Below are 22,899 nucleotides of genomic sequence, written 5' to 3'. Positions count from 1 at the left end.
CATGTACGAAATATTAATCGTAGACGATCATACGCACCTGGTTGACAGTCTGGCGATTGGACTTCCGTGGAGGGAAATGGGAATTTCCAATGTCTATAAAGCCTATTCCGGCGAGGAAGCCCTTGAGCTGCTGAATTACCGTTCGGTTGATATTGTCGTGACGGATATTCATATGAACGGAATGACCGGACTTGAATTAATCGCACGCATTAACGAGAAATGGAAAAACACGAAGGCGGTTATTATAACCGGCTACGACGAATTTCAATATGCGAGAGAGGCGCTTCAGCAGCAGGTATGCGATTATCTGCTCAAGCCGGTATCGAACGAGGAATTGGAGCAAACGCTCCGCGCGATTATCGATAGGATTACGCAGGAAGGAAACGAGCTGCTCAATCAGCAGAAATTCGCCTACCGGTTTCGAGAAAGCCTGCCCAAGTTAAGAGAAATGTTCCTGCTCGAATTGATATCCGGAAAAAGCTACCCGTTATCGGCTTTGCAGGACAAGCTTCAATTGTACGGACTTCCCTTTTCCTCCGAAAAGGATGCCATTCTCTTGTGCATGAGAGTAGAGGAGGACTATTCAAGCACGGATCTCTACAGCCTCTCGCTGATCGAGTACGCCATGTTTAATATCGTGGAGGAGGTTTTCGCGGATAAGTTTCATGTGACCTTCTGCAAGGATTCGCATGATTATTTGATTTTTCTCGTTCAGCCCAAAGAGATTGAACATTCAAGAAGAGACCATTCTGCGATGATAGAAGACTTAGCCAGGCTGTCCCAGCATCAAATCAAGCTTTATTTAAAGTCGAAGGTATCCGTTGTGCTTAGCAGCTGGGGCGGATTTCCGAAAGACATCCTGCCCATGTACCGCTCGGCTTTATCCATCTATGCCGATTATATCGGCTACCAGACCGAAAGCTTTTTCGACGCGACGCAAAAAAAAGAGGCTCTCGAAGCCCAGCCGTTCGCGGAGCTTTATCGTTCCCAGACGTTTATGGAATTAATGGACCTGGAGCAATGGAACGGATTCGAGAGCAAGCTGAACCGGATATTCGATGAGCTTGAAGGCGGGGCGGGCAGCGGAGCCCGCGAATACGGGCTGCAAATCTACGTTACCTTGCTGCAAGCCTACTCCTATTATTTGCACAAGAAAGGCAAACGGATCTTCGAGGTATTCGGAAGAGAGCTGGATAAGATGCTAAAGATGGATGCCGGTTGGAGCGTAGAGCCGTTAAAGGAATGGGCGTTCGGCAGCTATGTTCAAATCAAGGCTTACAGCGACAGCCGTTCGGATAACATCCGGACCGACCTGATGGAACGAATCCGCCGGTTCATACAAGAGCATGTCAAAGAGATCACCCTTCAAACGGTGGCCGACCACGTCAACCTGCATCCGGTCTATGTATCCAACCTGTTTAAACAGGAAACCGGGGAGAATTTCTCCAACTACGTGCTCCGGCTGCGAATGGAAAAGGCGGTGCAATTGTTGAAGCACAAGGACTTGAGAATAAGTCAAATCGCCCATGAGGTCGGCTATCAGAAGCCGCAATATTTCATTAAGCTGTTCAAAACCCAATACGGGATGACGCCGCAAGAGTTTAAGAACGGTTTATAAGTGGAGGAGCAGCGAATAAGCTGAAACAGCATTTTCGGACGGACCGGCATTCGTTCTTCCGTCAGGTCACGGGAACGGCGGGAAACTTGGAAGCGGCTGCGGGATCTACATACCGGAGAATGCCGACTAAAGGATAGGATCGTTTCCTAGCGCCAATCATGCTATTATTTAATAGATATTTCCATTAAGGAGTCAGCCATACTGGGAGGGAGATCGGGCGATGAAATTTGGGATAAGCACCTACAGCTACTATCAAGCGCTTCAATCGGGGGAAATGGACGTTCTTGACGTGATTGCCGCCATTGCGGAAATTGGCGGCGAGCATGTTGAAATTGTACCGCTTGGCTTCCATTTGACGGAGAATCCGGCGTTAATCGAAGGGATCCGACGTAAAGCCGATGAGGTAGGCATTGATATCTCGAATTATTTGATAGGCGCCAACTTTGCCGGTAAAAGCGAAGCGGAATACGAGCAAGAGATTGAGCGTGTTATGCGGGAAGTGGATATTGCAGCCAAGCTAGGCGTGAGGCTGATGCGCCATGACGTGGCATCGTCGCCGGATACGTCGATTCGCAACTTCAATAACGAGCTTCCTAGGCTGGCGGAGGCCTGCCGCCGAATCGCCGATTATGCGGCCACGAAGGGAATAACAACAACCGTTGAAAACCACGGCTATTTCCTTCAAGCCAGCGATCGTGTCCAGGCGCTCCTTCACGCAACGGACCGGGACAATTTCAAAACAACGCTGGACGTCGGAAACTTCGTCTGCGTAGACGAGAATCCGGTTGTTGGCGTCTCCAATAATATCGAGTATGCGGCTATGGTGCATGTTAAAGATTTCTATGTGCGTCATCCCGAAAGCGATCTTGGAGACGGCTGGTTCCGTTCCACCCGCGGCAATTACTTGCGTGGGGCTATCGTAGGCCAAGGCGATATCGATATGCGCCGGGTGCTGGGCATTGTGAAGCAATCCGGCTACGACGGCTATATTTCCGTTGAGTTCGAAGGCTTGGAGCCTTGCCGCTTCGGCGTGCAGCAGGGCCTCCATCAATTGAAGAAGATCTGGCAATCGCTGTAAGGACTAAACATAGTTTTCAACAAGGGGGGCGGCATTGCTGCTGTCCTTTTTTGTTATTCTCGACTAGAGAATTTGTGAAATCTGAAGTAAATTTGTTTCCCGCTGTTCTGATTTTACTTAGGGGGTGTATAATCACTACTAGAAAAAAGACAGGAACGTAGGGGGATAGCATGCTCTCATTAAGAGATCATTTTAAACACGAGCTGTTCGTGAATCAAAATAGTGAGCTGACACAATTTTTGTTAAACCGGATTTTGAACATGAAATCGGAATTCGTCTGCATCACGACCTTCCATGATGGTGAATTTATTTACGCCAACGATTCCGTTGTTCAAAGGCTGGGCTATAGCGACGACGAGCTTCTAAAGCGGAATGTTTTTGATTTGGGGATATGGCCGGATGCGGAGAAGCGAGACAGCGTCATGTCCGCTCTGACGGACAGCGGACTGATCCAGGACCTGGAGATAGAGGTCAGTGACCGGCAGAATAATATCGTGACCTGCGTCTTGGATCTGGAGCTTATTAACATCTTGGCCAAACCGTGTATTTTGATCGCGGGCAGAGATATTTCGATCGTAAAAGCCATCGAAAAAAATAAATACGACGAAATGAAAGAAGAGCTGCTGCAGACGGTTCGATCGGTGAACGGTTTCGTGATTCAAATGAAGAAGAGGGAAGACGGCGAGCTTTATTACGTCCTGGCCGAAGGGAAAATCGCGGAGGAGCTTGGTTATACGACGGCTAACAGCTACGGCAAAACGGTCAGGGAAATATTCCCTTTTCTCTACAAGACGGAAGGGCAATATTACGATCGGATTCTCCAGGGGGAAACGATCAGCTTTGAAACCGAGCTGCATGGCAGAAGCTTATACAAGACCTTAAGTCCGTACTATAAGCAGGGGCGCGTTATAGGAATCATAGCAACGGCCGTAGATATTTCCGAGCGGAAAAACATCGAGAAGATGCTGCGCTTGTCGGAGATGAATGCGGCGCTTGGCGAATTGGCTGTTGGCGTGGCGCACGAGATTAGAAATCCGCTGACGGGCATAAGGGGATTCGTTCAGCTTTTAGGCGAAACATTGAAGAGGCATGGGATTGAAAAAGAGCAGCGTTACGTCGAATTAATTCAGACGGAGCTCTCCCGCATTAACGATCTGGTCAGCGAAATGCTGTGGCTCCGCAAGCCTAAAGAGAGCAGCATGGAAATCATCGATATGCTGAAGCTGGTAAACGATATTCTTCCCCTCATCCAGGTGGATACGAATATGAACAATATCCAAATGGACACTTACGGGGTTGTGGCAGGCAAGTCGATTAGAGCCAATATCGCTCTCTTAAAGCAGGTTATTCTGAATTTATGCAAGAACAGCATCGAAGCGATGCAATCGGGAGGCAGGCTGATCCTTGGTCTGCGGGAAGCAGCGAATACCGTAACGCTGTTTGTTCAGGATTCAGGACCGGGAATTCCGCCCGATGTAATGGACAAGCTGTTTACGCCGTTTTTCACGACCAAACAATCGGGCAATGGCTTAGGGCTGTTTATTTCCAAGCAGATTATTATAGAAATGGGCGGGAAGCTGGCGATAGAGACGAGTTCTTCAACGGGAACTGTCGTATCCGTTACTTTTCCCGTGGAGACGGCATGAAGCGCAGGTTTCCCGTTTTGGGACGGGCTGCCCGAAACCACTGCGTGCAAAGAACGAGGATAAGCATGATCTCGATGGCATCCCCGCCGTAATACATCATGTAACCGGCAGTTTCCGATTGCGCCAAAGAAACCCCGTCAGGCGGATGAGCATAAATATGCTTGGATAGAATGCCATGACATGCGGAGGCCATTATAAATACGGCCGCACGGTACATATAAGATGCCTGATAACGGACCGGCTCTACGGAAATCATCGAAGCCGTAAACAGATAACCGGCTAAAAAAATATGCGCATGTACGAGCAAGCTTGCGAGAGCATCATGATGCATAAGCGGGTACAGACGGGTTGCGTATACAAGCCAGAGTCCGCCCACATGGAGCGCGGAGGCTGCAACGGGATTCGTTAACATACCGAAAAACGGGCTCTTTAAGAGCTTTGTGATTTGCCTTGCCGGACGGACGGGAAGAGTTCTTAGGACAAGGGTCAACGGCGCGGCCATTACCATAAGGAAGGGAGCCAGCATGCCCAATAACAAATGGACAACCATGTGGGCCTCGAAATCATCATGGGCATTATGAAATAAAGGGCCCGTAACGGCTGCGGAGGCAGTTAGAATGCCAAGGGTCCAATAAACGGTGCGAACGATGGGCCAAGGCTTGAGCCGGTTATTCGAAGCCCATGCGGCAAGAATGTAAAGGGTCAACGCGAGCAGCAGCGGAATGGCTACTAGCAGGTCATGGGAAACGGGACTAATCGCGGACATTTGGCGAAGCCTTTCTGCATAGTCGGAAGCCGAAAAGAATCATAAGGCAGGCGAGTACATTCCATATCGCATCATAGATATAGACCTGTTCCACATAACGGATCTGATGCAGCCGCATAAGCTTATGCTGGATCGTCCCGTCATACAGCTGGAATATTCCTGCGCCGAGCCATACGCCTCCCCACCAGCCGACAGGGAAGAAGGCTTGTCTCCTTCGAAGATCGGCTAGAATAAACAAGCCGCCAATGGTCGCGAACCAGCTGAACGCATGAAATAAGCCATCCGAGATTAACCCCAAGCTTGTTGTGGATTTATCATAGAAATGATGCCAATGCAAAAGCTGGTGAAAGAGAGTCTCGTCGACAAAGGCAACCATGCCTATTCCGAACAGAAAGCCTGACCATGTATTGCGGCTGTTTACCATCCTGCAGTTCCTCCTTGACCTGTGCTTAAAAAAATCCGCGGAATCCGCGGATTTTTTGTGTATTATTCGTTATGTGTTTCAACGATTTCCTCCAGCACGGAGGACGGCTCCCGGCTGGCTGCCAGCACCTCTTGGTCGGTTTGGCTGGTGCCTTGGATTTGTTCGGCAGCTTGCGCTTGACGGTTTAATTGCTTCTCTACTTGTCCGATTCCGTGGGCGCCTTGATGGCCGCGGCTTGATGTCATAGGTTTCTCCACCTTTCTTGTTTGTCTGCAACCGGTATTTTATCGGCCTGAATAGTATATCCAGCTAAACCAGAATAATGATCGGAAGAATCATCGGTCTGCGTTTTGTTTTGGCGTACAGGAATTTCCCGACCGACTCTTTAAGGCTTTGCTTGTACAGATTCCAAGGCTTATGGAGCTTGTTCTCCTTCTCCAGAAGCTGCTCCATTTCATTTAGCGTGATCCGGTGCACTTCTTCCATTAATCCTTCCGATTCCTTCACGAACACAAAGCCGCGGGAAATGATATCCGGTCCGGACACAATCTTGTTGTCGCTCTTTCCGATCGTTACGACAATAATGAGAATGCCGTCGGCGGACAGCACCTTGCGGTCGCGCAGCACCACGTTGCCTACATCGCCGATCCCAAGACCGTCGACATAGGTGTCTCCGTTCGTGACGCTTCTTTCGTGAAAAGCCTCCGAGCCGGCAAAATCCACGACATCGCCGTTATTCAAGATAAAGATATTGCTTGCTTTAACCCCTACGGATTCGGCTAATTCGCGATGCAGATGCAGCATCCGGTATTCGCCGTGTATGGGAATGAAATATTGCGGCTTCATGAGGGTAAGCATCAGCTTCAGCTCTTCCTGGCTGGCATGTCCGGATACATGCATGCCGGTGCTTGCACCGGAGCCGTAAATGACTTTGGCTTTTCTCTCGAACAGGTTGTCCACGATACGGGCGACATTCCGCTCGTTTCCCGGAATAGGGGAGGAGGCAAAAATAACGGTATCGCCGGGATGCACGGCAAGCTGCCGGTGATTGCCGCTGGCAATCCGCCCCAACGCCGCCATGGGCTCGCCTTGACTGCCCGTGCACATGACCGTGATTTCATTCCGTTTGTATTTATTGACTTCGGCGATGTCCACCAGCATATTGGAAGGCATGTTGAGATACCCCAAAGTGGAGGCGATCTCCACGACATTAACCATGCTTCTGCCGGCGAGGGCAATTTTGCGGTCCGTTTTGACCGAGGCCTCAATAATTTGCTGAAGCCGGTGCACATTGGATGCAAACGTCGTTATAAAAATCATCCCGTCCGCATTGTAGAAGGCTTCCTGTATGTTGGCCCCAACCAGACGCTCGGAAGGGGTAAAGCCCGGACGTTCCGCATTGGTGCTTTCGGACAACAGCGCCAATACGCCGTTTTTCCCGATCTCCGCCATCTTGTGAATATCGGCGTATTGGTTATTGACCGGAGTAAGGTCGAATTTGAAATCCCCGGTATGGACAACCGTTCCTTGGGGAGTATGAAATACGATGCCGAGGCAATCCGGAATGCTGTGGTTGGTGCTGAAAAAGCTGACGGGAACCTTGCCTAGAGTAATCTCGGACTGCGGTTCAATCTGATGGAGGGTTGTCGAGCCCAGCAGGCCATGCTCCTTCAGCTTTCCTTTGATTAATCCCAGCGTCAGTCTAGTTGCGTAAATAGGCATATTTAATTGTTTGATAATATAGGGGATACCGCCAATATGATCTTCATGGCCATGCGTAACGACAAGGCCCCTGACCTTGCCCTCATTTTCGATAAGATACGTAATATCCGGAATAATCACGTCTATGCCAAGCAGGCTTTCATCCGGAAACTTCGATCCGCAGTCCACAACGATCAGATCGTCGCCGCATTCGATGACATACATGTTTTTTCCGATCTCATTAACCCCGCCAAGAGGGATAACCGACAATTTATCGTTTCCCGCCATGCATCATCCGCCTTTCCATGTTTGTTATTTTCCTTATTTGGTTGGTTTACCCGTTCCTTGGGACCATTATTCCGGAAGAGATTGATTAAAGATTAAAGTTTGGTTATGATAATCGATAGAACGTTTGTTCCTATTCATCATTGCGGAAAGGGGATTGCCATGGCTGTCGAAATCAAAGATATCGTATCCAAAAGTATCCTAAGCGAAGCCAAAGGGTACTTGGATACAGGCTTCACCCATTCCCTTAACCCATATAGCGGCTGCTCGTTTGCCTGCAAATATTGTTACGTGAGAGAAATGCCGATTCAGAAGTTCAAGCAGATTCCGTGGGGAGAATGGGTGGACATTAAGACAAATGCCGCGGACATATACCGGAATGAAGTAAACAAGCTGCGCCGGAAAAACAAACCGGTTCATATCTTTATGTCGTCGGCAACGGATCCATATCAGCCGGTTGAGCGGGAAGCGGGGATAACAAGGCGAATATTGCGGGAAATGCTGGAGGCCCCTCCCGATCTGATTCAGATTCAGACGCGCAGCCCTCTAATCATGAAGGACATGGATCTTATCGTGCAGCTGAAGGACAAATGCCAGGTGCTTGTGTCGATGACGGTAGAGACGGACCGCGAGGATATGAAGCGGCTGTTCGCCCCTTACGCACCGGGCATCAAGCTGCGGCTGAAGGCTCTTAGGGAGCTGCATGCCGCCGGGATTGCGACGCAGGCTGCGATCTCTCCGGTGCTGCCTTTTACCCCGGATTTCCCGAAGGTATTGGAAGGAATTGCGGACCGGATCTGGATCGATACGCTTACGATCGGGGATGGCTCCATGGGGAAAAGGTCCAAGCGCCTCGGTATGCCTCAGCTGTTTGATGATCATAACCTGGCGGATTGGTACCGGAGCGATATTCATGCCAGGGTCGAGACCTACTTTCGGTCGTTCTTTCCGGCCGAGATGATTCATGTCTCGAAGAGCGAAGCTTTCCCGCTGAATGAAGCATGAATTTCAGTAGCCCTTTTCCCTATTTTTGTTACCACAATAGAATGTATAATGAAAATAGACATTCGATATCTTCAATAATCTGAAAGTTCGGCAGAGGGGGCCATATCCATGTTGTTGGGGGAAAATACGAAGCTGGTTATGATCGGAGATTCGATTACGGATTGCGATCGGGCTAGGCCTAGGGGAGAAGGGCTGTTTGGCGCAATCGGGAAAGGGTATGTTTCGCTGGTAGATTCGTTGCTGACCGCAGCTTATCCGGAGCTAGGGATTCGCGTGGTAAACATGGGGACAAGCGGCAATAACGTCCGGGATTTGACGGAACGCTGGGATACGGATGTCATCGATCTTCGGCCCGACTGGCTGTCTATTATGATCGGTACGAACGACGTATGGAGACAATACGATTTGCCTGCTCAGACCGAGCAGCATGTCTACATCGACGAATACGAAGAGAAGCTGGAGGCTTTGGTGAAACGTACGAGACCAACGCTAGAGGGACTTGTGTTAATGACTCCGTTCTATCTGGAGCCCAATGATGCGGACCCGATGCGCAGAACAATGGATCAATACGGCCGGGTCGTCCAAAAGCTGGCGTCCAAGTACGATGCCCGATTCGTGGATACGCAGGCGGCGTTTAACAAGGTGCTTGATCATATTTATCCGGCAACGCTCGCCTGGGACCGGGTTCATCCCAATATGTCGGGTCATGCCGTGCTTGCCCGGGCCTTTCTGCAAGCGGTTGAATACGATTACAATCGATGATTACGGTGAAATAAAAGAAAGGACCACTGACAGTGGTCCTTTCTTGCGTCTATGTTTTAATGCGCCCGGCTTGGTTTAGCCTTCTTTAATTCTTTATGACCGTTTGGATTGGATGATTTGTTAAGCTCGGCGATCAGCTTGTCGCCTTCCACATCAAGGTTTGGAAGAATGCGGTCGAGCCATTTCGGCATGCCCCATGCTTTGTCGCCAAACACGGCCATAATGGCCGGAACAAGCGCCATGCGGACGAAGAAAGCGTCAATAAGAATACCGATGGTAAGAGCAAAGCCGATTTGCTTCAGCATAATGTCTTCGGTCAGAATGAACCCGGCGAAGACGGATACCATGATAACGGCTGCGGCCACAACGACACGGCTTGCTTGCTTATAACCTTCCACTACGCTAGTCGTTCCTTTGTGCCCGTGAACGTAAGCTTCCCGCATGGAGCTGACAAGGAAGACTTGGTAGTCCATCGCAAGACCGTATAGGATGCCGGATACCATAATCGGCATAAAGCTTAGTAGCGGGCCGCCGGTATCGAAGCCAAATAGGTCGTGCAGCCATCCCCATTGGAATACGGCCGTCGTAATTCCGAAGGTAGCCAGAATACTTAGCAGAAAGCCGATGGTTGCTTTTACCGGCACGATAATCGACCGGAATACAAGCAGTAGAATAATAAGCGACAGAATCAGGATGATGCCGATATAAATCGGGAACACCTCGGCCAGCTTAGCGGACATATCGATGTTAATGGCCGTGAAGCCGGTAACGCCAAGCGTCACTTTGTTGGATCGAGAGATGCTGGAGTCTTTGTCGCGAAGCTCTTTTACGAGCTTTTTGGTCTCGTCGTCCGTAGGACCCGATTTCGGAATAACGCTGATAATCCCGATGTCGCCGGTCTTGTTAATGCCCATAGGCGTAACAACCGCAACATCGTCATGCTTCTGGATCTCCTGCACAAGCTTGCCGAGCCGTTCAGGCGTAACCTTATCGGAGGAGCTTGCAGGCTCGGCGACGAGCAGAAGCGGCGAGTTGAAGCCCTTGCCAAAGCCGGCCGAGATCGCGTCAAAGCTTTGTCTAGCCGCCGTATCCAGATTCGCGGTATCGCCGGATGGCATGCCTAATTTCATATTGGCTGCCGGAATGGAGGCGGCTCCGAGGATAACGATCACGCCAACGATCACGAGCCAGCGGCGTCGCACAACTCCGTTCGCCCAGCGATGTGCCGTGCCTTGACGGGCAACGCCTGCTTGCTCGTTGTTTTTCTTCCGTGCTTTCTCGGAGACGATACGTTCCCCAACCAGTCCTAGCAAGGCCGGAAGCAAAGTCAGGGCTACCAGGACGTTAATGAAGACGCTTGCCGCTGCAACAAGCGCCATAGCGGTAAGGAAGTCGATATTCATAACAACCATGCCGCATAACGCGATAATGACGGTTAACCCGGCGAAAAATACCGCGCTGCCCGCCGTACCAACCGCACGGCTCGCAGCTTCGCGGGCGCTAAGGCCTTGATCCAGGATCATACGGCGCTGGCGGTTTACGATAAACAAGGAGTAATCGATTCCGACTGCGAGGCCAACCATCATGGCAAGCGCCGGCGTGATATCCGTCATCGGAATAAATTTGGAGAGGGAATAAGCGCCCCCAACGCTAATGCCGACACCCAGCAGTGCGGTTACGAGCGGCAGACCGGCTGCAACAACAGAGCCAAGCGTAATAAACAGTACAACCGCGGCAACAACGATACCAACTCCTTCGGTAGCGCCGATTGCCGGTTTGCCTACCAGCGTATCGCTTGGTAGGGCTTTGATTCCCAAGTTCGCTTGCTCAACGGCGGTAACCGAATCCACAACGTTGTCGATAACCTCTTGAGGCAGCGACATTTGCTGGACGGTGAACTGGAATTGGAACAAAGCGACGTTGCCGTCGGCCGAGATCATAACGCCGGGTACCGGATTGCCTTCAACGATCAACGGACCGTAAGGAGCTGCTGCAGCCGCCTGAGATTGTTCAGACTGCGAAGCGGCTTGCTGCGCATTTTGTTGCTCGCTGCCGGCGGCGGCATTGCCGGACTGCGCCGCATCCGTTGCCGTTGCGCCCGCCGCGGCAGCTGCTTCCGCCGGATTGATGACATATTCAACGCCGTACACGGCGTTAATGGCTTTCGTAATAGCCGCTATACGCTCGGGCGTATCGAGACGTTCACCCTGCGGGGCGGTGAATACGACGCTTGCTTGCCCGCCGGAGGCTTCCGGCAGCTCTTGGGCCAGCTGATCCAATACCTTTTGCGCTTCCGTGCCTTTGATCTTCATCTCGGAGCCGGTATGAATGCCGTTAATGCCGATCAGGGCGCCAACTACGCCAAGAATGGCAATCCACGCGATGATAAAATGCCAAGGCTTGTTATAAGCGGTTTTGCCTATTTTGTACAGGAAAGTCGACATAACAGTGTGGTTCTCCTTTTATATAGAGATTAATAGCTAAAAACCGTTTTTTAAATAACCAAACATGTCGTCTAAATATTGGTCGAGCGGGATAGAGTCAGAGGCTTCTTCGCTTGATTGACCAGGGAACAGGATGTTGCTGCCGCCGTACAGCATCGGAAGCGCCGCTCCATAAGAAGCGCCAACAAGCAGCTGAATATAGCCCTTCGCATATTTGTCTTCGAACAAATCGAGCAGCAATTGCTGAGCCATCCCTTGATGGCTATGAAGAGCGCTAAGGATATAAGGCTCCAGCGTAGGATGCTGCTTGGACAGCTTCACGAGCTCGCGCGTTTTTTTGAACAGCCCTGCGGTAAGCTCCATTCGGACCAGATGCTCCATAACCTCAATCGGAGTGGAGGTCTCCGTCAGATTCTCGATCAGCTGCTGCACCTCTTCTACATTGTTGAAGGCGGAGGAAGCCCCCATAACAACCGCTTCTTCCTTGCATGAAAAATGGTTCGCAAACGTTCTTCTCGAATATCCCGCGCGCTGCACGACATCTTCTACTACAAAACCGTCCATTCCGCGTTCCATCGCGAGATCAAATGCCGCCTCCGAAAGCGCATTAGCCGTTGCCTCTCTTTTGACATCACGCAAGCTTTGCTTGTTCATCGTAGACCGGCCGCGTGCCTTCACCTCTCTTTGGTCGTTGCCCATTGGGCAACAATTGTATAAGTATATTATTGCCCAATGGGCAATAATGCACAACGGGCAGAGTTTGACGGTTTTGTGGCGGAAACGGGCGAGCGTCCCCGCCAACATGAGCTGTAACGCGAAAATTTCCTCTTAATCTAGTTTCCGTTCCCTCCTAGAAAGAAAAAGAACGACCAGGGACAAAAATCCCTGGCCGTACTTACAAATCGACGTTATTCCAACCCCAGCCCGATCGAATCCAGCCATTCGATGCACAAGCCGAACCAATGTGCGCAGTGCGGGTTTGGCGTATGTACTTCTTCGTTGCACATGGACAGGCCATGCTGACCCTTGTTGAAAATATGGCACTCGAACGGTACCTGATTTTTACGCAAGGCGCTGATCATGAGCAGGGCGTTCTCCACGGTCACCGCCGAATCGTCCTCCGTATGCCACAGGAAGGTTGGAGGCGTGCCGCTGGTCACTCTTTTCTCGATGGAGAAGAAGCGGGCCGCGTCGTCATCCTCGTGAGAGCCGGTCAAGTTATGGAACGAGCCCCGATGCGCAAACTCCCCGGAGGTAATGACCGGATAGCCAAGGATCAGCGCGTTAGGCTTCACCAGATCCCCGACACCGTTCAGACGCTCCATAAGCGCCGGCTCATTCCACATGGTACCGGTTGATGCGGCTAAATGTCCGCCTGCCGAAAAGCCGCAGACCGCGATTTTGTCACCGGCAATCCGCCATTTTCCGCTATGCTCTCTCAATATCCGGATCGAATCCAGCGCCTCAACCATAGGCTGCATGTCCCGCGCATCTTCCCCGACGGAATATCGAAGAATAGCCGCGTGATAGCCGGCATTATAGAAGGCGATGGCCACCGGCTCGGCTTCGCGCTCGGACACCATTCCGTACCCGCCGCCGGGGGCAATTAGAATAATAGGCCGCGGTTTCGCTCTTAGTTCGGTTATGTCGTGCAAATAGACGGTTAAGGTTGCCTGCCTGCTGTTTTCAAGCTTCATCGTTTCCAGTCTCATGATCCATTTCCTCCTTTATCGGAACTAATCCAGTGCTAGCTCTCCCACAAGTTTAGCTTATCTGGACCCGGGCTTCTCGCTCGATTTTGTGCAATTTGATAGACCCGCGCAGATTTTGCCCTCGGGGAAAATAAACCCGTTTCCGTCCATGAACAGGTTTCCAACCCGACGTCGTTCATCCGTGTATTCAAAATCGGCTTGTCTCCCGGGCAATTCCGGGAGTCAGAGCTGAAAAGCCCGGATCAATAAGATCCGGGCTTTTCAGTGCCGAATTTTTCTTACCGCTTCAGCAAATCCTCGCGCACCGGCGTAAAGACATCCAGCAGCACCGCAGCTTCCAGCGCGGTTACGCCATGCCTTGCTCCGCCGGGGATGGTGATCGCATCGCCAGCCTCGAGAACGGTCTCGGCGCCGTTGATGCGGAACGCGATTCTTCCCTTCATGCAGTAGCTCATCTGCTCATGCGGATGGCTGTGCTCATAGCCTTCGGCCCCGGGCTCGAAATGCACCTCCATCATCATCAGGCTTTGCCCGGCCTGCTTAATGCAGCGGGTGACGCCGGGCTCGGCTTGTTCCCACACTCCTAAGTTGCTCATATCCAATCACGCTCCAAGCTGGATTTATGAATGCCTATACGTGCAGTGTAGCGCAGTTCTCATCCAGATGGCAGTGCCATGCCGAAGAATCTAAAAAAACTACAAAAAATTATAAGATTACTCAAATACGGATTCGAGCTCCTCGCCGCTACAATAAAAACGCAGGCTATGTGCCTTACAAAACGTAGGGGGAGGATAAATGAAAACGCTTAAAAAAATTGCGCTTGCGATAGACACGCTGCTCGAGACCGTTACGTTGATCGGCCTGGTAACGATGATTATTATCGTAACCGTGCAAGTGTTCACCCGGAAGGTATTCAGCTTTGTGTTCCACAGCTCGGAAGAGATCACGATGCTGCTGATGGTCTGGTTTTCGTTCCTCGGCATCGCCTTTGGCTTCCGGGAGCATCTCCATATGGGAATCGATTCTTTTACCTCCAAGCTGCCTAAGGCCGTTAACTATGTGCTCGACAAAGTCATTGGAATAACCATCTTCGCCTTTGGCGTCTATCTCCTCCATTACGGCTGGGACTTTACGAAGCTGATGAGCGAATCCGAGCTCCCGGCAACCGGCTGGCCGAACAGCCTGCTGTACCTCGTGATGCCGATTACGGGCGTCCTCGTATGCGTCTACGCTATTCTTCAATTAATCGGCATTGATACGAGAAGGCATAAGGGATTAGGGGGGCATGAATAATGGACAGCACGGCAATGGCCACCTGTATTCTGGCGGGGAGCTTTATTCTGTTCGTCCTGCTGAGATTCCCGATCGCACTGGGGCTGGCGGGCTCATCGATTCTAACGCTGCTCTATTTAAAGGTACCGCTCGCCACGATTGGCCAGACGATGATTCAAGGCATGAACTCTTATTCGCTCCTAACGATTCCGTTCTTTATCCTGGCGGGGCAGATCATGAGCGAGGGGAAAATGGCGCTGCGTCTCATCAACTTAGCTCAGCTTATCGTAGGCGGCATTCGCGGCGGACTCGCCATGGTGAACTGCGTCGCTTGCATGTTTTTCGGCAACATATCCGGCTCGGCGATCGCGGACGTCTCCTCGATTGGCTCGGTGATGATCCCTTCGATGAGGAAAAAAGGCTACGACAACGATTATTCCGTAGGCGTTACCGTTTCCTCCGCCATTCAAGGCGTCGTTGTGCCGCCCAGCCATAATCTGGTTCTGTATTCCCTGGCAGCGGGCGGAGGCATCTCGATTACAAGCCTGTTCCTTGCGGGCATCGTGCCGGGCATTCTGATGTGTATTTCGCTTATGGCAACGAGCTACGTCTTTGCCGTCAAACGCGGCTATGAAAAAGGCGACCCCGTCGCTCGCAAAGATATTCCGCGCATCCTGCTTGACGGCTTTATGTCGCTGATGACGGCGGTGATCATCTTGGGCGGTATTTTTACCGGCTGGTTTACGGCTACCGAGAGCGGCGCGATTGCTTGTCTATATGCCTTCATCCTCACGTTCTTTATTTATCGGGATATTCCTTTGAAGCGAATGACCGTCATCTTGAAAAGAACATTCCGGACCGTCTCGATGGTGCTGTTCCTGATCGCGGCCTCCGCGGCATTCAGCTGGGTGCTTGCCTATCTGCAGGTGCCGGGCATGATTACGGACTGGATGCTGGGCATCTCGGATAATCCGATTCTGATTCTGCTCATCATTAATATTTTGCTTCTGCTGCTTGGCGCGCCGATGGATATGGCGCCGCTTATCCTCATTATGACGCCGATTCTGCTGCCGGTCGTGACCTCGATCGGGATGGATCCGGTACACTTCGGCATTATCCTGATGCTGAATTTGGGCATTGGCTTGCTTACGCCGCCGGTTGGCACCGTATTGTTTGTTGGCGCGGCGATCGGCAATATCACGATCTCGCAGGCGACCAAAGCAATGATGCCGTTTTTCTACGTGTTATGCGTCGTCCTGCTGATTCTCACTTATATACCGGGAATCGTCATGTGGCTGCCGCATCTGGTGCAGTAGCTGTGTGCATTTGGAACGATTTACGCGATTCCACCTATGTATGCGCTTTCCATAAAGAAAGGCCGTATCGTATAATTCAAAAATAGAGGAGCGATTATGTCATGAGCAAAAAGAAATGGGGATCCATTCTGGTCGCATCCGCGCTTGCTGCGGTCATGCTTGCCGGCTGCAGCTCGAATACGAAAGAAACGATTGACAGCGCGAATACGGGGAGCAGCGCCGCTGAAGGACCGAAGTATACGTTTCGTCTGGCGGATACGCATCCGGAAGGTTATCCGACGGTTGTCGGCGACCGGAAATTCGCGGAGCTGGTAAACGAGAAGTCCGGAGGCCGCATCAAAATCGAAGTATTCCCTGCATCGCAGCTGGGTGAAGAGAAAGCCGTCATCGAGCAGGTTCAGTTGGGAGCAATCGAGCTTACCCGCGTAAGCACGGGAGCGATGGGCGGATTTAATAAGGAATACGAAGTATTCAGCCTGCCTTATATTTTCAACAGCGACGAGCATCTATGGAAATTCCTCGAAAGCGATAAAGGCAAGAAGCTGCTGGACAGTCTGGAATCCTCCCGCATGAAGGGGCTGGCGTATTACAGCTCCGGCGCGCGTAATTTCTACTCGACGAAGCCTCTTACCAGCATTGCGGATATGAAGGGACTTAAAGTGCGCGTCATTCAAAATAAAGTAAACATCGATTTGATGGAAGCGCTTGGCGCGAATGCAACGCCAATGGCTTACGGCGAAGTGTTTGGAGCCTTGCAGACCGGCGTTATCGATGCGGCGGAGAACAATTATCCGAGCTACGATACGTCGAACCATTACCAGCAGGCCAAAAATCTGATTCTGGACCAGCATCAGCGCGTGCCGGAAGTGCTGCTCATCAGCAAGATTACCTGGGATAAGCTTTCCGACGCGGACAAGAAGATCATCAGCGAAGCCGCGCAGGAGTCGGTCGCCACGCAGCGCGCGGAATGGGACAAATTCGAGAAGCAATCGGAAGAGAAGATCAAGGCGGCCGGCGTCACCATTACCGAAGTAACCGATTTTACGCCTTGGCAGGAAGCGGTTAAGCCGGTTATCGAGAAGTACCGTGCCGATTACAGCGAAATTCTGGACGCGATCGAGAAAGCCAAATAACGAAGAAGCGAGGCGTATCTCCCGGCTTCCTTCAACGATGGATTCTGCGATACGTCCATTTAAGGGGGAATCGGGTTGCGCCTCAAACAGTCATACCGTATCTGGCAAGCGCTGTACAAGATTCTTTTTCTGAAAAATCGGCCGCTGTCGGTGAAGCTGCTCGTATTTCTGGCCTTGCTGGTGGTTGTGCCGTTAACGGTTGTTGGCTTTATCTCTTACAGCAATTCATCGGCCAGCCTCAAGGAGGCCGCCAGCCGCAGCAGCTGGCAAATCATCGAGCAGGTGAAATCCCATATCGAATATTACATCCGGGATTTCGAGATTGATTCGATCAAGCTGCTTAATCAGCCGGAGATGAAGAGCATGCTCCAGATGGACCACACGGTTGACCTGGAGAAGACTCGTCCTTCCATCATGGAACTCTTCGAGGATGTGGCGTATTCCCGGCCGGACATTTCCCGGATTACGATGCTGCTCGAGAACAAGGCGATATTCGATACGGGAAATGATACCGATATGCGCCATGCCGAGGAGCTCGAGTCGGAACCCTGGTACGATACCATACCGCTCAATGGCGATATCAGACTGATCAGCCGACTCTCCAGCCGAAGCGGGAGCGGTACGGAACCGGTTATCTCGATCGTAAAGCGGATTATCGATCCTCGGACGCTGGAGCCCATCGGCATGCTCATTATGGATATCAACTTCAAACGAATTCAGGAAATCGCCTATAACGTAACCGTTGGCCGTTCGGGTTACATGGCGATTCTGGACGAGAAAGGCGCGTATATTTACCATCCGGATCCGTCCATGATCGGAAGCAAGGCGGATTTCCGATACGCCGATTGGATGCTGCGGAACGATGACGGTTACTTCCAGAGCGGGAAGGGACCGTTTTATACGTTTAATCGTTCTTCCTATTTGAACTGGCATCTTGTAACGATCATGCCCAATGAAGAATTGAACCGGGGCGTTGCTTATATCGGACGGACGATTTGGCTTACCGTGCTGATTACGCTGGTTATGGCTTATCTGCTGGCGGTTGGCTTTGCGGCCAGTATTGTCGCGCCGATCCGAAAGCTGCAGTTTTTTATGAAAAGAGTGAAGGACGGCAACTTCTCGGAGCGGGCAAAGGTTGAATCGGGAGATGAGATCGGCATCCTGACAAACGACTTTAATCAGATGGTCGAGAAGGTGGAGCAGCTGATGAAAGAAGTGTATAGCGCCAAGCTGAGAGAAGCCGACTTGTCGCTCAGGCAAAAGGAGTCGGAGCTGAAGGTGCTCCAATCCCAGGTCAATCCGCATTTTTTGTATAATGCCTTGGAAACGGTACGGGGCATGGCACTTGAGCATGGCATTACGGATATTTCCAAGCTGGTAACTTCGCTGGCGAAGATGCTCCGCTATAATCTAGGCCATGCATCTCCGGTTGTCACGCTCCGCGAAGAGCTCAATATTTGCTGCATGTACCTGGACGTTCAGAAGTTCCGCTTCGAGGAAAAGCTGCATTACCGCATCGACGTTCCGGAAGATGCTCTCGAGCAGCATATTCCCAAGTTCTCTCTGCAGCCATTAGTCGAGAATTGCGTCATCCACGGCACGGAGACGGGTACCTCCAAGGTGACGATAACCATCTCCGCAGCTTTTAACGGTTCGGATTACGCCATTACGATAGCCGATTCGGGTTCCGGGATCGAACCGGTGCGGTTGAAGCAAATCGAGCTGGATTTGAGAGAAAAGGAGCTGTCGACGGACGGGGCGCATATCGGCATTATTAATGTCCATCGACGCATCATGCATTTGTTTGGAGAACGGTATGGCTTACGGCTCGGCAGCATAGCTGGGGAAGGAACAACCGTTACGATTACTTTGCCGCTGAAGGAGGAAAGCAGCCATGAATCAATCTCCGTATAGCGTATTGGTGGTGGAGGATGAGCGCTGGGTAAGAGTCGTTCTTCGGGAGGTGCTCCGGGAGACCGGGCTGCCCTTCCGGATCGTGCAGGAATGCACGCATGGCCTGGAGGCTTTGGATTGGCTGCAGAGCCATACGGCCGATATCGTGCTGGCCGATGTGAAGATGCCAGTAATGGACGGCGTCTCTTTTATCGAGCGGCTGGCGGGATTAAAGGAAAGCCCTTCGGTTGTATTTATAAGCGGGTACGATGATTTTCAGGCGGCCCGCAAGGCGCTACGCTGCGGCGTAATCGATTATCTGATGAAGCCGGTAGCGGCCGAAGAGCTGTCCCTTGCGCTGGGCAAATGGATGAAGGATCGGGAGAAAAAGCGCGAAATCTCCCAGGCCTCCTCTTCGGCAGGGGCGGAAGAAGGGCATAGCGAGATTATGGAGCAGGTGCTCCGGCTCATTCACGAGCGTCCCGGACATGTCAGCCTGGCCGGGCTTGCCGCCCAGGTTCATATGAATGCCAGCTATTTAAGCCAATATTTCAAGCAGCATACCGGACGGAATTTTACGGATTACGTAGCCGGGCTGCGTCTTGAAGAAGCGAAAATGTTGATCGCCCGCACTTCGCTTCGCATATCGGAAATCGCGGAAAGGCTGGGGTACAGCGACATTGCTTATTTCAGCAGCACGTTTAAGAAAACAACGGGGAAAAGCCCGCTTGATTTCCGCAGGCAGGAGCAGGTACAACGGAATTAAACGGCGTCCGTCGGCAAAGCCCGTTCTTCCTTCGGGGGAACGGGCTTTCGCGCGGAAATCGGATAGCCCGGCGGAATAAAGTCTATTGTTTCTTCCATGCACGCCGGCTCCGCAGTAGCCGGAATACGAGAGCGGCCGCGGGTTTCCACCCGCGTGGCCGCTCTCTTTGTTATTCCCGGTTAGCTGCCCAGCACCTTTACCTCCCATAAGGTTGGCGTATACCAGTTGCTCGGGTTGTTCCAGAGCACGGCGTTAACGAGCTGGATTCGGATATACCTTGCGGTAATATTCAAGCTGTCGGTGGTGAAGCCGTACGTTTTATTGCTTGTTCGGTCGATCGTCGTATAGCTGGTGCCGTTGGTGCTGTATTCGATCTTGTATTGATGATAGCCCTCGGAGCCCTTCACCATGTACCAGGAAATATCGATTTCCCTGACGTTCTTGGAGGAGCCCAGATCAACCTGCCACCAGGACGGCCAAGTGACGGCGGATGCTTTCCAGCTGGTCTGGTAGTTCCCGTCATTGGCGCTGCCTGGCGCATAACCGGAAGCCGATGAGCTGGCCGTTGCCGTCTTGCCTTGCGACAGATTCGTTAGCGTTGACGGATAGGTGACGGAGCCGGCAGCCGCATCCAGATTCCAGCTGCTGTACCATTCCAGGGAGGCCGTGCCGCTTGAGCCGTTTAGCGTTAAAGGAAGCCAGATATACCGGGAGTCCCCCAATGCGCTCGAATTCCAGCGGTCAGCCATGTAGAGATAGGAGGTTGTAGATGTTCCTTGGATCGGCAGAATAAAGGTTGATTGGGAAGCAAAGGTCGACGGATTGCCAAGCGGCTGAACGGCCGTCCAAGGTCCTGCCATGGAAGTGGCCGTCGAATAACCGCCTTGGTTCGGATACCAGCCGGAAGCCTGCGAGGTAATCAGGAAATACTTGCCGCCCTGCTTCACAACGGCGGGAGCTTCCCGGTAGCCGTTGTCCGCGTACCAGGTTTTGAAGGAAGCCACGCTGAGGTAGTCGGAGCTGAGCTGGAAGATTGCCATCGAATCGTTCGCGCCGCCGTTCTTGTTGGAGGCGGAGACGAGGTAGGCCGTTCCGTCATCGTCCTTGAAGACGGTCAGGTCGCGCGATTCGTAGTTCATCGGTCGGAAGCTGCCGTGGTATGTATAGTCTCCGCAGACCGAAGAGCTCGAAGCAACGGCTACTCTTCCAAGACTGTAATCCGAACCGTTCTCGTAATGCATCCACATGACGTATTTCCCGGTCGAAGAGTTGTAGATGACCTTTGGTCGTTCGATTTTGCTCGAGGCAAGCTCGGAGGCGGAAGTGGTCTTGAGCGGATAGCTGACCCAAGCCCAATTCTTCAGGTCGGTAGAGGAATAGCAGACGACATGAGAGAAGTTGGCCGAATTGTTCAGCTTATCCTCGCCAATCCAGTAATAGGTGGAGCCGACTTTAATAATGCTTCCCCCGTGGGCTTGTATCGTTCCGCCCGTTGTATCGTACCATACCGGACCGTTCGTAATCGCAACGCTGGCCGCATTCGTTACCTTTGGCAGCGCCGTAACCGCTAAGGCTAACAGCAGCGCAACGCACGCCATAAGCTTGGATAACACGCGAATTTGACTCATCCTCCAACAGCCTCCGCTCCATATTGGTTTTCTTCCTTTCGGTTGCGCGAGAAACATGAAACCCGTTTCATCCCTCCCTTCAGCCGGTCAAGACGGATGACCGCATCCCGCCGACTCTAATATGTTTACAAGCGCTTTCACGGAATATGACTGGTTCATGCGGAGTGATTTTCGGGTCGAACGTTTGCGGAAAAAGGTCAAAATTTTACACGCTCGAAGCAAAAGTTGTCGCTCCGTGGGCTCCCGCATTCGATTACGATAGTGGAAAATCGCAAGGCAAGGGGCGAAAGGACATGTGGAAGACGGCAATTGACGGGGCAATCGCCACGATTACGAGCAATGTTGATAGATTCAAAGAGGCCTATCCTCATGTTGGAGAAGGCAGCCGTTATGCGTTAATAGGGAACAACGATTGGACCAACGGCTTTTGGAGCGGGCTGTTATGGCTCGGCTATGAATATTCGGGAGACGAGAGATTAAGAGAAGCGGCGAGGAGAACAACGGCAAGCTTCCGCCAGAGACTGAAGGACAACGTGGTGCTGGACCATCATGATATCGGCTTCCTGTACTCCTTATCCGCGAAGGCGGAATGGATCGTTGACGGAAGCGAGGCGGCGAAAGAGCTGGCGCTTGCGGCCGCGGACGTCATGATGAAGCGCTGGCGCAAGGCGGGAGCTTATTTTCAGGCTTGGGGACCGGAAGGCGATCCGGTGGAAGGCGGAAGAATTATAATCGATTGTCTGCTTAACTTGCCGCTTCTATATTGGGCGTCCGAGCAGACGGGCAATCCGGTCTATAAAGAAGCGGCCAAAGCCCAGGCGGAAAAAAGCAGACGGTATCTGGTAAGAGGCGACGACAGCTCTTATCATACGTTTTTCTTCGACCAAGAGACGGGTGAACCGGTTGGCGGAGCCACGCATCAAGGCTTCGGCAACGGTTCGACCTGGACGCGCGGACAGGCTTGGGGCATCTATGGTTTTGCGTTGTCCTATCGTTATACGCGCGATCCGTTGTTCCTCGAAACCTCGAAGCGGATGGCGGTCTATTTCCTTAAGCATCTGCCGGAGGACGGCGTGGCGTATTGGGACTTCCACCTGCCGGAGGAGCAGCCGAAGTATCGGGACAGCTCGGCCTCCGCGATTGCGGCAGCCGGCCTGCTGGAATTATTGTCGCATTTGAATCCGCACGATGCCGCGTTTGACGAATTGCGCGACGGGCTGCAGCGTTCGATGGAATCGCTGGTTTCCAACTATTCGACGGTTGGCGACAGGGAAGCGGAAGGTCTTTTGAAACATGGCTCTTATCATGTGCGGGGCGGGCTGGCGCCGGATGATTTTATGATCTGGGGAGACTATTTCTATCTGGAGGCCTTGCTTCGGCTTGAGAGAGGAATCGGCGGCTATTGGCATGAGAGGAAACGGGATCGGGACTAACCATTCCTTGGGGATGT

The 22,899-nt window shown here is 51.9% G+C and carries 20 protein-coding genes; 11 read left to right on the top strand and 9 right to left on the bottom strand.

Features of this window, described 5'->3' with window-relative positions:
• Position 1 precedes the first annotated feature (1 nt).
• The 3 genes from EV294_RS21895 (at position 2) to EV294_RS21885 (ending at position 4,342) form a co-directional block, all read left to right on the top strand.
• Positions 2-1,618, top strand: coding sequence for a response regulator transcription factor (locus EV294_RS21895; protein WP_132310694.1), 1,617 nt, complete (start codon positions 2-4; stop codon positions 1,616-1,618).
• 220 nt (positions 1,619-1,838) lie between these two features.
• Positions 1,839-2,696, top strand: a complete 858-nt coding sequence (locus EV294_RS21890) for a sugar phosphate isomerase/epimerase family protein (RefSeq protein ID WP_132310692.1) — start codon at positions 1,839-1,841, stop codon at positions 2,694-2,696.
• Positions 2,697-2,866: 170 nt separating this feature from the next.
• A complete protein-coding gene (locus EV294_RS21885) occupies positions 2,867-4,342 on the top strand; it encodes a PAS domain-containing sensor histidine kinase (RefSeq protein WP_132310690.1) in 1,476 nt (491 codons plus the stop codon).
• Here EV294_RS21885 and EV294_RS21880 read toward each other — a convergent pair.
• The 4 genes from EV294_RS21880 to EV294_RS21865 all read right to left on the bottom strand — a co-directional run bounded on the left by EV294_RS21880 (position 4,317) and on the right by EV294_RS21865 (position 7,521).
• A complete protein-coding gene (locus EV294_RS21880; protein WP_132310688.1) occupies positions 4,317-5,108 on the bottom strand; it encodes a cytochrome c oxidase assembly protein in 792 nt (263 codons plus the stop codon). The genes EV294_RS21885 and EV294_RS21880 overlap by 26 nt on opposite strands.
• Positions 5,095-5,532, bottom strand: a complete 438-nt coding sequence (locus tag EV294_RS21875; protein ID WP_132310686.1) for a DUF2243 domain-containing protein — start codon at positions 5,530-5,532, stop codon at positions 5,095-5,097. Before EV294_RS21875 ends, EV294_RS21880 begins: the two co-directional genes overlap by 14 nt.
• 62 nt (positions 5,533-5,594) lie before the next feature.
• Complete coding sequence (locus EV294_RS21870) at positions 5,595-5,777, bottom strand: hypothetical protein (protein WP_132310684.1); 183 nt, start codon at positions 5,775-5,777, stop codon at positions 5,595-5,597.
• A 64-nt stretch (positions 5,778-5,841) separates the two neighbouring features.
• Positions 5,842-7,521 carry a ribonuclease J gene (locus tag EV294_RS21865; protein ID WP_132310682.1) on the bottom strand — a complete coding sequence of 560 codons (1,680 nt, stop codon included), beginning with the start codon at positions 7,519-7,521 and terminating at the stop codon, positions 5,842-5,844.
• Positions 7,522-7,680: 159 nt separating this feature from the next.
• Here EV294_RS21865 and EV294_RS21860 point away from each other — a divergent pair, with 159 nt between their 5' ends.
• Both EV294_RS21860 and EV294_RS21855 read left to right on the top strand, forming a co-directional pair.
• Positions 7,681-8,523, top strand: a complete 843-nt coding sequence (locus EV294_RS21860) for an SPL family radical SAM protein (protein WP_132310680.1) — start codon at positions 7,681-7,683, stop codon at positions 8,521-8,523.
• 108 nt (positions 8,524-8,631) lie between these two features.
• The gene (locus EV294_RS21855) at positions 8,632-9,285 is read left to right on the top strand and encodes an SGNH/GDSL hydrolase family protein (protein WP_132310678.1); all 654 of its coding nucleotides are present in this window, start codon (positions 8,632-8,634) and stop codon (positions 9,283-9,285) included.
• Between the two features lie 56 nt (positions 9,286-9,341).
• Here the strand turns inward: EV294_RS21855 and EV294_RS21850 are convergent, their stop codons facing one another.
• The 4 genes from EV294_RS21850 to EV294_RS21835 all read right to left on the bottom strand — a co-directional run bounded on the left by EV294_RS21850 (position 9,342) and on the right by EV294_RS21835 (position 14,037).
• The gene (locus EV294_RS21850; RefSeq protein WP_132310676.1) at positions 9,342-11,729 is read right to left on the bottom strand and encodes an MMPL family transporter; all 2,388 of its coding nucleotides are present in this window, start codon (positions 11,727-11,729) and stop codon (positions 9,342-9,344) included.
• 36 nt (positions 11,730-11,765) lie between these two features.
• On the bottom strand, positions 11,766-12,383 hold the full coding sequence (locus EV294_RS21845) for a TetR/AcrR family transcriptional regulator (RefSeq protein ID WP_208403406.1): 618 nt from the start codon (positions 12,381-12,383) through the stop codon (positions 11,766-11,768).
• A 254-nt stretch (positions 12,384-12,637) separates the two neighbouring features.
• On the bottom strand, positions 12,638-13,441 hold the full coding sequence (locus EV294_RS21840; RefSeq protein WP_132310674.1) for an alpha/beta hydrolase: 804 nt from the start codon (positions 13,439-13,441) through the stop codon (positions 12,638-12,640).
• A gap of 278 nt (positions 13,442-13,719) precedes the next feature.
• Positions 13,720-14,037: a cupin domain-containing protein gene (locus EV294_RS21835; protein WP_132310672.1), complete on the bottom strand. Its 318-nt coding sequence runs from the start codon at positions 14,035-14,037 to the stop codon at positions 13,720-13,722.
• A gap of 199 nt (positions 14,038-14,236) precedes the next feature.
• On the opposite strand from EV294_RS21835, the gene EV294_RS21830 reads away from it, so the two are divergent.
• The 5 genes from EV294_RS21830 to EV294_RS21810 all read left to right on the top strand — a co-directional run bounded on the left by EV294_RS21830 (position 14,237) and on the right by EV294_RS21810 (position 19,821).
• Positions 14,237-14,734, top strand: coding sequence for a TRAP transporter small permease (locus EV294_RS21830; protein WP_132310670.1), 498 nt, complete (start codon positions 14,237-14,239; stop codon positions 14,732-14,734).
• Positions 14,734-16,029 (top strand): TRAP transporter large permease, encoded by a 1,296-nt coding sequence (locus EV294_RS21825; RefSeq protein WP_132310668.1) that lies wholly within the window; start codon positions 14,734-14,736, stop codon positions 16,027-16,029. The genes EV294_RS21830 and EV294_RS21825 overlap by 1 nt, the downstream gene beginning before the upstream one ends.
• A gap of 101 nt (positions 16,030-16,130) precedes the next feature.
• Positions 16,131-17,162 carry a TRAP transporter substrate-binding protein gene (locus tag EV294_RS21820; protein ID WP_132310666.1) on the top strand — a complete coding sequence of 344 codons (1,032 nt, stop codon included), beginning with the start codon at positions 16,131-16,133 and terminating at the stop codon, positions 17,160-17,162.
• Between the two features lie 75 nt (positions 17,163-17,237).
• Positions 17,238-19,076 carry a sensor histidine kinase gene (locus EV294_RS21815; protein ID WP_132310664.1) on the top strand — a complete coding sequence of 613 codons (1,839 nt, stop codon included), beginning with the start codon at positions 17,238-17,240 and terminating at the stop codon, positions 19,074-19,076.
• Positions 19,057-19,821, top strand: coding sequence for a response regulator transcription factor (locus EV294_RS21810; RefSeq protein WP_132310662.1), 765 nt, complete (start codon positions 19,057-19,059; stop codon positions 19,819-19,821). The genes EV294_RS21815 and EV294_RS21810 overlap by 20 nt, the downstream gene beginning before the upstream one ends.
• A 179-nt stretch (positions 19,822-20,000) precedes the next feature.
• Here the strand turns inward: EV294_RS21810 and EV294_RS21805 are convergent, their stop codons facing one another.
• Entirely contained in the window at positions 20,001-21,449 is a 1,449-nt protein-coding gene (locus EV294_RS21805) for a family 43 glycosylhydrolase (protein ID WP_132310660.1), read from the bottom strand.
• Positions 21,450-21,742: 293 nt separating this feature from the next.
• Here EV294_RS21805 and EV294_RS21800 point away from each other — a divergent pair, with 293 nt between their 5' ends.
• Positions 21,743-22,882 (top strand): glycoside hydrolase family 88 protein, encoded by a 1,140-nt coding sequence (locus EV294_RS21800; protein WP_132310658.1) that lies wholly within the window; start codon positions 21,743-21,745, stop codon positions 22,880-22,882.
• The last annotated feature ends 17 nt before the right edge of the window (positions 22,883-22,899 follow it).

This window comes from Paenibacillus sp. BK033 (assembly GCF_004345425.1).
GTDB lineage: Bacteria > Bacillota > Bacilli > Paenibacillales > Paenibacillaceae > Pristimantibacillus.
The sequence above is the reverse complement of the archived record's forward strand: the minus strand, read 5'-3'. Positions and strand labels throughout refer to the sequence as shown.

What these genes read in the sequence shown, in the direction of transcription:
- EV294_RS21895 (WP_132310694.1), top strand. Translation starts at nt 2, where the DNA reads ATGTACGAAATATTAATCGTAGACGATCATACGCACCTGGTTGACAGT.
- EV294_RS21890 (WP_132310692.1), top strand. Translation starts at nt 1,839, where the DNA reads ATGAAATTTGGGATAAGCACCTACAGCTACTATCAAGCGCTTCAATCG.
- EV294_RS21885 (WP_132310690.1), top strand. Translation starts at nt 2,867, where the DNA reads ATGCTCTCATTAAGAGATCATTTTAAACACGAGCTGTTCGTGAATCAA.
- EV294_RS21880 (WP_132310688.1), bottom strand. Translation starts at nt 5,108, where the DNA reads ATGTCCGCGATTAGTCCCGTTTCCCATGACCTGCTAGTAGCCATTCCG.
- EV294_RS21875 (WP_132310686.1), bottom strand. Translation starts at nt 5,532, where the DNA reads ATGGTAAACAGCCGCAATACATGGTCAGGCTTTCTGTTCGGAATAGGC.
- EV294_RS21870 (WP_132310684.1), bottom strand. Translation starts at nt 5,777, where the DNA reads ATGACATCAAGCCGCGGCCATCAAGGCGCCCACGGAATCGGACAAGTA.
- EV294_RS21865 (WP_132310682.1), bottom strand. Translation starts at nt 7,521, where the DNA reads ATGGCGGGAAACGATAAATTGTCGGTTATCCCTCTTGGCGGGGTTAAT.
- EV294_RS21860 (WP_132310680.1), top strand. Translation starts at nt 7,681, where the DNA reads ATGGCTGTCGAAATCAAAGATATCGTATCCAAAAGTATCCTAAGCGAA.
- EV294_RS21855 (WP_132310678.1), top strand. Translation starts at nt 8,632, where the DNA reads ATGTTGTTGGGGGAAAATACGAAGCTGGTTATGATCGGAGATTCGATT.
- EV294_RS21850 (WP_132310676.1), bottom strand. Translation starts at nt 11,729, where the DNA reads ATGTCGACTTTCCTGTACAAAATAGGCAAAACCGCTTATAACAAGCCT.
- EV294_RS21845 (WP_208403406.1), bottom strand. Translation starts at nt 12,383, where the DNA reads ATGAACAAGCAAAGCTTGCGTGATGTCAAAAGAGAGGCAACGGCTAAT.
- EV294_RS21840 (WP_132310674.1), bottom strand. Translation starts at nt 13,441, where the DNA reads ATGAGACTGGAAACGATGAAGCTTGAAAACAGCAGGCAGGCAACCTTA.
- EV294_RS21835 (WP_132310672.1), bottom strand. Translation starts at nt 14,037, where the DNA reads ATGAGCAACTTAGGAGTGTGGGAACAAGCCGAGCCCGGCGTCACCCGC.
- EV294_RS21830 (WP_132310670.1), top strand. Translation starts at nt 14,237, where the DNA reads ATGAAAACGCTTAAAAAAATTGCGCTTGCGATAGACACGCTGCTCGAG.
- EV294_RS21825 (WP_132310668.1), top strand. Translation starts at nt 14,734, where the DNA reads ATGGACAGCACGGCAATGGCCACCTGTATTCTGGCGGGGAGCTTTATT.
- EV294_RS21820 (WP_132310666.1), top strand. Translation starts at nt 16,131, where the DNA reads ATGAGCAAAAAGAAATGGGGATCCATTCTGGTCGCATCCGCGCTTGCT.
- EV294_RS21810 (WP_132310662.1), top strand. Translation starts at nt 19,057, where the DNA reads ATGAATCAATCTCCGTATAGCGTATTGGTGGTGGAGGATGAGCGCTGG.
- EV294_RS21805 (WP_132310660.1), bottom strand. Translation starts at nt 21,449, where the DNA reads ATGAGTCAAATTCGCGTGTTATCCAAGCTTATGGCGTGCGTTGCGCTG.
- EV294_RS21800 (WP_132310658.1), top strand. Translation starts at nt 21,743, where the DNA reads ATGTGGAAGACGGCAATTGACGGGGCAATCGCCACGATTACGAGCAAT.